Here is a 12,240-nt window from a genome sequence, read left to right on the forward strand (position 1 = left end):
ACTTCAAAGCAAGGATTTTCCCCATGGCCATTATTGATTCAAACACCACCTTTCGCGGATACAGAAGAGACAACGGACGCGTCGGCATACGCAACCACGTTGTGATCCTGCCTGTTGACGATATTTCCAATGCCGCAGTCGAAGCGGTTGCCAATAACATCAAAGGCACCATCGGCATTCCCCATCCCTATGGTCGCCTGCAATTCGGTGCCGACCTGGACCTGCACTTTCGCACGCTGATTGGTACCGGCTGTAACCCCAACGTCGCCGCCGTTATCGTCATCGGCATTGAGGAAGGCTGGACCAAAAAAATCGTGGATGCCATCGCCGAGACGGGCAAGCCCGTTGCCGGCTTCAGCATCGAGCTGCATGGCGATCACGACACCATCATGCGCGCCTCCAAGAAAGCCAAGGAATTCGTGCATTACGCCACCGCACTGGAACGCGAAGAATGCCCGATCGCCGATCTGTGGGTCTCGACCAAATGCGGTGAATCGGACACGACATCCGGCTGCGGCGCCAACCCCACCGTGGGCGACGCCTTCGACAAGCTATATGCCACGGGTAACACACTTGTGTTTGGCGAAACATCGGAACTGACCGGTGGCGAGCAAATCGTAGCGGCGCGCTGTGCCAATGACAAGGTGCGCGAGGACTTCATGTTCATGTTCAACCGCTACCAGGACATGATCAACCGCTGGAAAACCTCCGATCTGTCTGAATCCCAGCCCACCAAGGGAAATATCGCGGGCGGGCTGACCACCATTGAAGAAAAAGCGCTGGGCAATATCCAGAAGATCGGTAAAAAATGCATGGTGGATGGCGTGCTGGACAAGGCGGAAATACCGACAGGCAAAGGCCTGTGGTTTATGGACTCCTCATCGGCTGCTGCCGAAATGGTGACCTTGTGCGCGGCCTCCGGCTATGCCGTGCATTTTTTCCCCACTGGCCAGGGTAATGTGATCGGCAATCCGATCCTGCCTGTCATCAAAATCTGCGCCAACCCGCGTACCGTCAGAACAATGGCCGAGCATGTGGATGTCGATACCTCTGGCCTGCTGCAACGGGAAATCAACCTGGATCAGGCCGGCGACAAACTACTTGAGTGCATGCTGGCCACCGCCAACGGCCGCTGGACGGCGGCTGAAACCCTGGGCCATCGCGAATTTGTCCTGACCCGACTGTTCGAAAGCGCCTGACCCCCAAACGGCCGGCACATAAAAAACCCCGCCCGGCCGTCTATCACAATCGTGGAGGAGACACCCCATGAAGCATCGTCACATCGCAACAAAACGCAGCATACTCAAACTCGGACTGTTGTCAATATTAGGTGCCTGTGCCACGATTGTGGTTCCGGCCGCCCAGGCCGACTGGAAGCCGGACCAGTATATTACCTACATTGTGCCCTTCGCACCCGGCGGGCTGACCGATGTCGCCGCCCGCATGATCGCCAAAGGCGTCGGTGATAAAACCGGCTGGAATATCGTCGTCAACAACAAGGCAGGGGCCAATGCCAACCTGGGCGCGACCGAAGCGGCGCGCGCCAAGCCGGACGGCAATACCTGGCTGGCCATTACCATGACGCACGCCGTCAATAAAACCCTGTTCGGCAAAAGCGCTGGCTATGATATCGAATCCGACTTCGTACCCATTGCCAAAATCGCCTCCTCGGCTATTATGGTGGTCGTGCCGCAGAACAGCCCCATCAAAACCCTGCAGGACCTGATCGACACAGCCAAAAAGAAAACACTGAACGTTGGCAGCAGCGGCACCGGCACGCCGCCACACATTGCCATGGCCCTGTTCCAGGACCTGACCAAAACCAAAATGACCCACGTGCCTTATAAAGGCGGCGCGCCCTCTATGGTGGATCTGATAGGGGGGCAGTTGGATGTCGTATTCTCCAATTACCCGGAATCGCTCCCTTATGTACAACAAGGCAAACTGCGGGCCCTGGCAATTACGTCCGACAAACGAGCCGCGGCCGTGCCGGACGTGCCCACGACGGCAGAAGCTGGCTTGCCCGGCCTGATGGTGGATAACTTCACCGGCTTGCTGGCACCCAAAGGCACAGACCCGGCACTGGTCAAGGAAATCAGTGAGAAAGTGACCGGTGTTGTTGGAGAAAAAGCCATGGGCGAACAACTGGTCAAACTGGGCTTTATTCCCGATCCCATGGGATCGGATGAGTTCAAAACCTATCTGCATGAACAGATCGGGAAACTGGCCAAAGTCATCAAAGACGCCAATATCAAAGTCAACTGAGCATCGCATTTAACATGACCCACACAATTGTCATTTCCGAGTTTATGGATGAACCTGCGGTAGAACGCCTGCGCCAGGTGGCGCAGGTGGATTATCGGCCAGATCTGGTTGATGCTCGCGAGCAGCTGGGGCACGCCCTGTCACAGGCTACAGCACTTATTGTTCGCAATCGCACCCAGGTCAACCAGGAATTGCTGGCACAGGCACCGCAACTGAAAGTGGTGGGCAGGCTGGGCGTAGGTCTGGATAATATTGATATGGCGCTTTGCAAGGAAAAAGGCATTACCGTGTATCCGGCCACCGGCGCCAACGCCCAGGCGGTGGCCGAATATGTGATTGCAACGATGTTTGTTTTGCTGCGCGGTGCTTACCAGGCGAGTGCGCAGATTATCGCCGGCCAATGGCCACGCAATGCATTGGGCAACGGCCTGGAGGTATCAGGACGCACCCTGGGACTGGTCGGATTTGGCGGTATCGGCCAGCTCACTGCCAGCCTGGCCCGTGGCCTGGGAATGAAGATTGTGGCGCACGACCCCATGATCGCGCCGGATAATCCGGTATGGGGTGACAGCAAAGCAACTCCGATGTCGTTGGGCTCGTTGCTGCAGGAAAGCGACGTGGTCAGTTTGCATGTGCCGCTGACTGATGATACCCGTCACTTGATCGATGCCGAACGCGTTGCATTGATGAAACCACAAGGCATATTGATTAATACTGCGCGGGGTGGCATTGTGGATGAACATGCGGTGGTGGCTGCGTTGCAAGGCGGGAAATTGCGAGGCGCAGCGCTGGATGTGTTTGAAGATGAACCGGTGAAGGCGGGAAACAGCTTGCCGGATATACCGAATCTGATATTGACGCCGCATATTGCGGGGCTCACCGAGGAAGCGAATAAGAGGGTTTCAGGGGTCATTGCGGAGAAAGTGGCGACGCATTTAATGGGACTAGCCTGAGATATTAAGGTCGGTTTCCCATATGAGACGCATTATCAGGCACTTACAGTTACCCATAGAAATCCGTCAGGTATACAAATCAGCCGTTATAATGGTCAGAAATATTACAAATAAAATAGACGTTAACGGAGGCAATATGAAGATGTTTTCCATTTACTCAGGTGACAAAGCCGATGAATTGGATGTTCCCCACACCAATGTCCTTGTTTGTAACGAATGCGCCGCAACAGAAATGGACGCCTTTGAAAATGCCGATGAGATGATCGAAATTTCCTGCGATCCCAGTTATGAAGATCGGTGCAAGCTTTGCGGGAAAACGTTTGCCCAGGAAATTGAAGAGCAATCAACCGCAAGATAAGATTGTCGGTTTGCGCTTGAGGGAAAAGCTGTACCTGGCCCCTCAGCGCTTTCCACGCAATCCCGCAATCGCTCCCAACAGTGGCCGCAAATATTTGCGCCAAAGTGGCATATGACTGACACCGGCTGCTTTCCAGCTTAACAATTCATCCAAGGCATTTTCTGGTGTCGTATAGCGACCGGAGCGGCGGCTCACATAAGTAGGATACAGAATCAGCACGCCGGCTACCAGTTCGTCCAGAGATAAGGCGCGCCGACGACGGGCAACCGGATACAAATCTGTGGTCAACCCCCACCCAGCGTAGAAAGGCTGCCCAAAGGTGATCACCTTACACCCCCTTAACAACGCTTCAAAACCAGCCAGTGAAGTCAATACATGAACCTCGTCAACCGAAGCGAACAACTCGCCAATCGGCAAATCTATAATGACTTCGTCACACCACTGCAAGGCATCCTGCTCATTCTGGCCGGCATTACGCAGACCGGCGACCACATCAGGGTGCGGCTTGTAGACAACATATGCATCGGGATTCGCTTGTCGTACGGCGCGCAGCAAATCCATATTTCGCTGCACAGCAGGCGAGCCAAAGCGAATAGACGCATCCGATTCGACCTGCCCCGGCACCAGAATCACGCGTGCCGCTGTTGCCGGCCGACTCCAGCGCCCTGTACCCACATTATATTTTGTCAAATTCTCCGCAACGATTCGCTTGCGCAATTGGCAGGCACGAGAGCGCAAAGCGTCGTCAAACATTGAGGTTTGCAGGATATGCTCAAGGTCTGACTCCTGAGCAGAATCATAATAAATACCCCGGCGATCCATAACCCAGGATGAGGGGCGGATCAGATCCGCGCCCAGGCCGACCGAGCGCAGGAATCCATCCTCAAGATAGACGGTATCCTGGGGGGAAGCAGGCGACTTTTGCGAGCGTCCCCATAAGGCAAGTTGGCCACTGCCCGGGTAGTCGCTCGCCTTATCGATGAACCGGACTTCACTGCCCTGGAAAAACCCCTTGACGATTGGCTTTTTCCAGCGTGAGAAATTCGGTGCATAAACCGGAGAGGCAAACCGCGCGCGCATGGTTCTTTGCAGTCCCATCCATGCAATCAGGCGTTCAGCCGTTGTGAGCTGATTCGTCTCGGGATCCAGATAACGCGGATAGCGCAGGAGCGCCGCAAAAACCAGTTGCGCCAACGTTACCGGCCGGCGTCTCGCCGGCGCGGTGATGGCATCTGTCGTGAGGCCGTACCCGGCATAAAACGGCATTCCGAAAGTAAAAACCGGCTTGCCCCAGATTAACGCCTCAAATCCCATTTGCGATGTGGCCACATACACAGCCCGGGCGTGCTCAATCAGGCGCACCGGGTGCACATCTTCAGCCAATACACGGACACGCGGCATGGCTTGCAGCGCCGCCACGTCAAAATGACCTTTTTTGCGGCCGGCAAATACATCAGGATGGATCTTGACCAGCACTTCCGAGTTTGGATGAGCACTCAGTGCCGCTTGCAGCATATTCTGAAACGTCTGAGGAGAAGCCTTGCCATACCTCAGAGACGCATCGCCCAAGGTTTGATCAGCCAGCAGGACGTAGTTCGCCCGCAACTCGCCGGCATATTCCGGTAGATGATTGTATTTGGACACCCGATGCTGGCGCCACAGCGCAATCAAGGCATCCGCACGCTCCAGTTCACCAGCCTCCAAAGGCTGCATAATCTGCGCTTCGAGCGTCGATGCGGAGTTGCAATCGTAATAAATCCCCGCATGGTCGAATACCAGGGACAAGGGCGGGTCTTCCCTGCCCAGCCCGACCGAACGCAAAAAACCGTCCTCCAGCAGACAAAATGGACTATTTTGTGCCGTCGCAATTCGTACCGCCCGCAAGCCGCTCTTTTTTCGCCCCCAGCCCAGCCGGACATCTTCGGGCCCTGCACCAAACCAGCGGACACGCAGCGGTCCGGACAAATATGCGCCTAAATGACGATTTCGCCACAACCCGATATCCAGCGGGCTGACGGCATAACGCTCGTTCTCTGCCAGTTCAGCTTCAATACCGCCCGTCTTCATGCCGTCAATCTCAAGGCTTCAACCACCTGCCTGATGCGGTCCTGCCAGGTATGATGTAACAGCACGAATTCGGCTCCGGCTCGTGCGCGCTCAAGGTCCTGGCCAGACGGACCGTGTTTAAGCCGCTCAAACAGCGACATCATTTCCTCGCGCGAGGTCACGATATGACAAAAGCCACTGAACATGCGCTCTACCGCCAGGCTGGGATTGGTGACAATAATCGCTCCACAAGCCAGCGCCTCAATCAGGCGGCGGGAATACATGCTGGGCGAATCAACTATCGTGTTGACATTTAACGTCACAAGATTGTCTTTATAGACCAAACCCGTCATAGCGTGTTGAATGGCGTGACGAATTTGCATGGACGGTAAGGCAGGATAACGATAATGCGGATTCTTACGATCTGAATTGCGATCATAGACTATCAGGCCAAGACCCGAGTCCGAACAGGTCCGGAAAGCAATGTCCTGCCAAATCCGGCGCGAATCGTGCAAATGCTTGCTGTAACTGCCCACAAAATTGGCCGTGTGATACTTGAAATTGAACCCGGTAAAGCGATGAAACAAGGGTTGCACCGGAAACATGAGAGTTTCGACCGAGGCATGCGGCCCCACATGTTCGCGATATTTTGGAACACAGGTTTCATCTACCGTAAAAATATGGTCGAACAATCGCGCCGAATCGATGAATCGATCAAAATGAACGCCGTCTTCCTTATTCCAGAACACAGCCGGAATATTCAATTCCCGCGCATAGTTGACCAATTTCTTAAGTGACTTATTGGTTCGCTCGGGATGATCCGGATAACTGGCAATGCGAAATTTCCAGGCGTCGTCAATTCCCTTCCAGGCAGATTCAACAAAAAGCACATCGGGCTTCCAGAACCGGAGAATGTGCATGTAATTGAGTGGCGTCAGGTTCTTGACCCAGGCGCTTTGACTCAGGCAGGCTCGTGTCAGCTCGTCTGATACCAAGGCGATTCTAAGATGTGAAAACTCCCCCTCAGGGTGTACTTGCACGCCACCCCACGGTGATTTGAATGAGCTCAGAAAACTTCTCACGGTTGCCTATAATCTTGAAGAAAGACAGCTATAACAACATTAAATCTATTTACTTTTTGTTTCATTTAAGATGATAGAACAAAATTGCGCCTGTCACGAACACGTATTGTAAAGAATTTGCAACCGGGTTGGGATGAGGACAAACCGCAGTAGCATTTATTATAGAAAGAATAAAAAAGGCAGGTTGCAAGTAAAGTACCTGCAGCCTGCCTTTGTGTACACCGGGCGCGGTCAGAAGCGCCGTACAACGACTGTATTTTCAACTAACCAAATTATGCCACTTTGGACAGTTTCTGAGCAACACCATCAACCCAGTATGTGTAAGTACGCAGTACAGTCAGTTCCAGCGTTGCTTTGCCGGAGGCCTGGATTGTACCGGCTGGAACAACAGTGTTGCCTGTCGTCCAGCGCATTTGCGTACCTTTCACGTCCTGAGGTTTGTTCAGACCGGTAATGGATGCATCAGCCAGATCCAGCTCGCGACGACCATTCTGATCGAGAATAGCCAGGCCGGAAACACCCACGCCAATCTGACGAATATCGCGACGAGCCAGAGGCGTCACATCACGAACAATGGCAGAGCGGGACAGGATGCGAACGTCGCCTGCGTTGACAGGCAGTTCGAACCGATACACGCCTTCTTTCACAAACTCCGGAGAAGCCTGAACGATTTGACCGTTGACTTCGATGCACAGCGCTGCATCGGTTGTGCGGCTTGCACCCGTCAACATCTCGGCACGTGCCAGCAACTGCTTGCGAATGGCTTCAACCACAGCACCTTCGCGAGCAACAGTGATACCGGCCATTTCAGGACGGCCCTCTGCAGGACCGAAGTCCGGATTCATTGCCACTTCAGCCGAGTTCTGGAACATGGAGCGGTTACCCGTATCCACATACGATTCAGCAGGCACGCCTTCGGCCAGCACGATGTCGAACTGCTCCAGCTCAACGTGGAAGTACTGGAATGTACGTGTGTTGAATTGCTGAACAATTGTCTGACCGTTCACCAGCATCATGGCTGGAACCAGGGTGCCGTCGAACGACAGATGGTGACCAGGAGAGACTGTCAGATCAGCGTGGGGCACGTTGTCTGCGATCGCATCTTTCTTGATCAGGATAGGGAAAGCACGGACCGCGTCCTTGGCAGGAATACGGCTCTTCTGCAGCGTGCGATGGCCCAGCCATTTGACGGTTGCAACACCACCAGAAGCGGTCAGGACTTTGTCGCCAGCTTGCAGCGTTTCAACTTTTACTTCACCTTCGGGAGTTGCGATATGCGTGCCTTTCAGGAAGCAAGCGTAGGTCATTGAACCGCCCTCAAAACGGACATTGGCAGGGTCCAGACCGTCGGCATTGAAACGACCAACGATAATGTTATTGGAGTCACGGAAAATCAGATCGCCATTGACGTATTCGCCGCTAGTAGCATTAGCTACATTGATCTGGTCACCTTCGGAAATATTAGTAATGTTGGGGAAAGCAGAAAGATCCAGATTCACGCCCGTAGAATCGTATGTAAATGTAGACGTTCCTGAATCGCCCATATCAATATTGACGGTGTTCAATGCACCGATATTGACTGTGGCGGGATTCATTGTGAAGGAGGAATTCGCGCTCAGGTTGTAGTTGAACGTATTACCAACATTCACACCAGCAAGACCGCCTTGGATCAGATCGACATTTTCACCGATGTTGATGTTCTGTGTGCTCAGCAAACCCGCAGCGACCGTTTGGTTCAAAGTCAAGGGACCTTCAACGTCGTCTACGTTGGTGATGTTCACATTCTTGGTGCCTACTGCACCAACCCCGATGTTTACGTTCAGTACTGAATCATCGGGATTCTGACCTTGATCATAGCTTTGGGTGCTCGTACCCAGGGCCGTAAAGTTAATAGTAGCCATTATTCACCTATCCATAAAAGTTGAATTTGTTGTTACACCGTAGTGCACAACGTTTTTTTAATCGCATTTTATTTAGACTGCGACCGGATGGCGTTCTTAATGACGACCATTCCGGGGAGAACGCAGCGACGATGGGCTTCCCATCACGCCAAAGAAGTAGATCAAACTATGTTTGAAATATTTCGTATGTGATTATTACATGCGAAATGGAATGAAACAATGGGTAAAAAATAATAAATGTTATAACTAAGGGTAAACACCTAATTATTGTCATATAATTGGGCTTATGATGACTTTTATCTCGAAAATAACAATCAACTAATTACCAATAAAATCAATAGGTAATCGTTACTGTGACGGTATCTTTGTAATCTGCCGCACGCAGTCCGCTCTGCGGACTCACCTGCCCATAAACCGTCGCATTCTGTGAACTTCCCGTCGCCTGTCCAGTTACGGTTTCCGGCGTATTGAGTGCCATTCCCCAGCGCTGAGTTCGTCCCGCGTTTTTATACAGCTCATAATTAATGTATTGTCCGTTTGCGGAACGCATGCGCCTCTGATTACCGGACGCGTATAGCCCATTGTTGAGTCCGATCTGGTAAGCCGTGCCTTTGGTGCAGGATGAATTGATTTGCGAAGTAGACTGTACTGCCGAAGAAAAATTGCTTGGCTGGCGGCCAAAGTCCAGCGGACTGGCTGTGATTTGACAGGCGCTCAGCATTTGCGCCGTTACCGGCATCGGCACCACTGCGGGGTTTGAGTCCACGCAAGGCAGAAGATCAATCAAGCTGATAACGGCCATCCGTACCGTGACCGTGAGTGAGGTATTGTATGGTCCCACGCTGCGTTGCATGAAGGGATTGCTGGCAGCAATGCGCCCATAGATGGTCTGGGTTCCCTTTGCCGTCGCCAGCAAAGTTACCGCATACGGCCCGTGCTGGAGAATAACCGGCGGACTCGCGGAGCCGTATACATTCCCAATGACCGTGTTCCTGGCGGCGCTGGAATAAACGTTATATGCCAACCGATCGGATGTCACCGAGGCGTGCGGCAGATAACGGTTATTGACGTCCGTATCGCTGGCCCCCGGGCCGATTTCGATACATACTTTGATATAACTGAGAAGCGAAATAATGGACGAACACGAATAGTCCACAGTCGCATTCACATCGACTGCACCGGCCGTTACCGGGTTGATGCTCCCAAAATTCAATGCAGTCACTGTGGCAGTACATCTGGCCTGGACCGGTTGAGTCGCAAACAGCCCACAGAGAACAATTAATAGCGATAAACACCCGTAAGCAAATCGATTCATGGGTTTAGTCCTTGCATGTCAACGGTCCGATGCGTGGAATGGTCTCCTGCCCGTCCTGATAACTGAATGTGATCCGGCACACTGAGCCTGGCAATTCAACATCCAGGTGATTTCCCGGCTGCAGTTTTTCCAAATAGACAATACCATCGTAACCTACGAACGCGTCGTTATCGCCATTGAGCACGACTCGCGTACCCAATGGCAACGTCTGCCCATGCATATCCTGCAAAACCACGGTGGCAGCACGCACTGGCGCAACCTTGAATAGCACGCGCGTACCGGCCCGGCTTTCTGTTGCCACGGTCGTTTCAACTTTATCAATCATGACATTGGCGGGTAGCGCGGAGGGATCAATCGAAATCCGATTGCGCTGATAAGCGCTCAACGGCGTAACGATCATCAGGCCGCTGCTGTCGGTTGTGCCATACTTGCGGTTCTCCAGCTGAACCGGCACGTCTTTCACCCCGTTTGTGGACACGACTGCAAAACCATCATTAATCTGGCGGCTGGCGAACACACCACCCGACATCAGCACCAGCGCGCCCGTAGTATTCACATACGCCGAACTGCTGCCCTTGTCCGCCTGTATTCCTGCCGAATACTCGCCATAGCGTCCGCGATAACTGGCGCTCGCATAGAGCGCTGTGGAGCGCTCGTCATATTGAGACTGCAACGACCAGGACAACCCTTCTTCTCCCTCGGCACGACGGTATACGCTTGCGCCATAGCGATTTCTGTCACCGAGCGCCGTTGCCGACAAATAGGCTGAATAGCGATTATCCAGACTGAACGAAACACCAAGATAAAGTGTCTGATTGCCTCTATTGCCCAGATCCTTGTTGTAATTCAACGCCAGGCTGGTGGAGTCAGTCAGTTGCTTGCTCCAATACACGTTCAAATATCGGCTTGCAGGCTGCCCAACATACTTCAGATTGATCCAGCTGGCTCCGATTTGCCCCCAATGACCCATATTGAAACCGGTAGAGATGATCTGATTTGTCTGCGCAACATCCGAGCCATATAACGATGCCACGTCCCTGTAGGTTTTCTGCGCCTTCTTCAAATTGGCGCTCACGTGAAAACGACCACCCTGCCATTGATAGCCAGCGCCTACCATGCGACCCGACATACCATCGTGCCGGCTGGTTGAATAGGAGCCGGACACGATGCCCAACTGCCCCAATCGGACGGTAACGCCGGCGCCATAGTTTGTGAGGCGCCGGGTCATCTCGGCATGGGCCTCAGCGGTCAGATTATTACTGATACCATAGCGAATTGAACCCGAATAAACCGGATCATGACCGTAATCAAACGACTTTAAACCGTAAGAACGGCGCACGTATCCTGCTTCGACAGACCAGTCCGCCAGTCCTTTTTTCAATAGCAGCGTACTGCTGTAAAACGGCAATTGCACGGTACGCTGCTTGCCCATCGTATCGGTCAGTACCAGCGTGGCGTTGCCGGCGCCGCTGATATACGGCATGGTCTGGATTTCGAAGGGTCCGGCGGGCACCTGATTTTCAAACTGCCGGATGCCGTTCACAAAAAGCTCTGCCGTCGAAGGAATGTCTGCCGCGCCCAGAAATGAAGGCAGCGGCGCCGTTGAAAAATACGGCTGCAATGCAAAATTGCGACTCAGCTGGATACCCCCGATGCGCGTCGCACGCGACCATGACAAAGCGGCCGTTTGCGTATCGCCCAGGCGCAAGCTGATAGCGCTGCCTGGCCAGGAGGTTTCCCATTGGGTATCCAGGCGTACCGATTTGCGATCCCAAGGATTTTGCTGCACACCGGTAGCAGTCCTGAAGAGCCCTGTGCTGCTGAGCACGCCCAGTGGGCTGAAAAACCGTAGTTCAGAAAAGGCGCTGGCCGAGCGGTAACGTTCGCTGGAGTACCAGGCATACAGATCATAATTTAGCAGCAGGCCGGTCCCCGTGGAGACCTGGATATCGCGCGAATTCTCGTTGGTAAACTGCGATCTTTCCAGATCCAGACTGTCGATGGGCGCCGACATCGATACCCGCTGAATATCCTGGCGATATTCGTAACGCAACCCATCAATGTCATCCAGAGCCACCGTCGGCGTATCTGCCACGCGAAAACCCAGACTTCGCAGTACCTCTGGCGCAGCAAAAAGCCTGCCGTTGCGGACCTGAAAAGGCTTGAGCTCTGCTATCTCGTTACCATTGAGCACGGTTTCCAGATAAACCGTATTATCTTTGATTGCATACTCGCCCAGAGCGCTGGCGTCGCGCGCACTCACCGGCGGGGGGATACCTTGAGCGTACAATCTCGCTGCCAGCCCCCACAATGCCAATAT

9 protein-coding genes are annotated in these 12,240 nt (G+C 53.3%); 4 read left to right on the forward strand and 5 right to left on the reverse strand.

Annotated features, from left to right (window positions below; genetic code table 11):
• Window positions 1–23: 23 nt before the first annotated feature.
• The 4 genes from W822_RS28145 (at window position 24) to W822_RS28160 (ending at window position 3,576) form a co-directional block, all read left to right on the forward strand.
• Window positions 24–1,199, forward strand: coding sequence for a UxaA family hydrolase (locus W822_RS28145; protein ID WP_024003886.1), 1,176 nt, complete (start codon window positions 24–26; stop codon window positions 1,197–1,199).
• Between the two features lie 67 nt (window positions 1,200–1,266).
• Window positions 1,267–2,265 (forward strand): Bug family tripartite tricarboxylate transporter substrate binding protein, encoded by a 999-nt coding sequence (locus W822_RS28150; RefSeq protein ID WP_024003887.1) that lies wholly within the window; start codon window positions 1,267–1,269, stop codon window positions 2,263–2,265.
• 14 nt (window positions 2,266–2,279) lie between these two features.
• Window positions 2,280–3,218: a hydroxyacid dehydrogenase gene (locus tag W822_RS28155; RefSeq protein ID WP_031242144.1), complete on the forward strand. Its 939-nt coding sequence runs from the start codon at window positions 2,280–2,282 to the stop codon at window positions 3,216–3,218.
• Window positions 3,219–3,354: 136 nt separating this feature from the next.
• A complete protein-coding gene (locus W822_RS28160) occupies window positions 3,355–3,576 on the forward strand; it encodes a hypothetical protein (RefSeq protein ID WP_031242145.1) in 222 nt (73 codons plus the stop codon).
• 42 nt (window positions 3,577–3,618) lie between these two features.
• Here the strand turns inward: W822_RS28160 and W822_RS28165 are convergent, their stop codons facing one another.
• From W822_RS28165 to W822_RS28180, 5 genes are all read right to left on the reverse strand, one after another.
• Window positions 3,619–5,643 carry a capsular polysaccharide biosynthesis protein gene (locus tag W822_RS28165; protein WP_031242146.1) on the reverse strand — a complete coding sequence of 675 codons (2,025 nt, stop codon included), beginning with the start codon at window positions 5,641–5,643 and terminating at the stop codon, window positions 3,619–3,621.
• On the reverse strand, window positions 5,640–6,617 hold the full coding sequence (locus W822_RS28170; RefSeq protein ID WP_253272226.1) for a CgeB family protein: 978 nt from the start codon (window positions 6,615–6,617) through the stop codon (window positions 5,640–5,642). The genes W822_RS28165 and W822_RS28170 overlap by 4 nt, the downstream gene beginning before the upstream one ends.
• Before the next feature lie 359 nt (window positions 6,618–6,976).
• A complete protein-coding gene (locus W822_RS45775) occupies window positions 6,977–8,605 on the reverse strand; it encodes a Hint domain-containing protein (protein ID WP_024003892.1) in 1,629 nt (542 codons plus the stop codon).
• A gap of 334 nt (window positions 8,606–8,939) precedes the next feature.
• The gene (locus tag W822_RS45780; protein WP_031242149.1) at window positions 8,940–9,920 is read right to left on the reverse strand and encodes a Csu type fimbrial protein; all 981 of its coding nucleotides are present in this window, start codon (window positions 9,918–9,920) and stop codon (window positions 8,940–8,942) included.
• A gap of 4 nt (window positions 9,921–9,924) precedes the next feature.
• Window positions 9,925–12,183: a fimbria/pilus outer membrane usher protein gene (locus W822_RS28180; protein WP_024003894.1), complete on the reverse strand. Its 2,259-nt coding sequence runs from the start codon at window positions 12,181–12,183 to the stop codon at window positions 9,925–9,927.
• Window positions 12,184–12,240 lie beyond the last annotated feature (57 nt).

The organism is Advenella kashmirensis W13003, from assembly GCF_000506985.1.
Lineage (GTDB): Bacteria > Pseudomonadota > Gammaproteobacteria > Burkholderiales > Burkholderiaceae_B > Advenella > Advenella kashmirensis_A.

Bases quoted from the DNA above. Each gene is read 5' to 3' on its own strand.
- W822_RS28145 (WP_024003886.1), top strand. From the start codon at position 24: ATGGCCATTATTGATTCAAACACCACCTTTCGCGGATACAGAAGAGAC.
- W822_RS28150 (WP_024003887.1), top strand. From the start codon at position 1,267: ATGAAGCATCGTCACATCGCAACAAAACGCAGCATACTCAAACTCGGA.
- W822_RS28155 (WP_031242144.1), top strand. From the start codon at position 2,280: ATGACCCACACAATTGTCATTTCCGAGTTTATGGATGAACCTGCGGTA.
- W822_RS28160 (WP_031242145.1), top strand. From the start codon at position 3,355: ATGAAGATGTTTTCCATTTACTCAGGTGACAAAGCCGATGAATTGGAT.
- W822_RS28165 (WP_031242146.1), bottom strand. From the start codon at position 5,643: ATGAAGACGGGCGGTATTGAAGCTGAACTGGCAGAGAACGAGCGTTAT.
- W822_RS45775 (WP_024003892.1), bottom strand. From the start codon at position 8,605: ATGGCTACTATTAACTTTACGGCCCTGGGTACGAGCACCCAAAGCTAT.
- W822_RS45780 (WP_031242149.1), bottom strand. From the start codon at position 9,920: ATGAATCGATTTGCTTACGGGTGTTTATCGCTATTAATTGTTCTCTGT.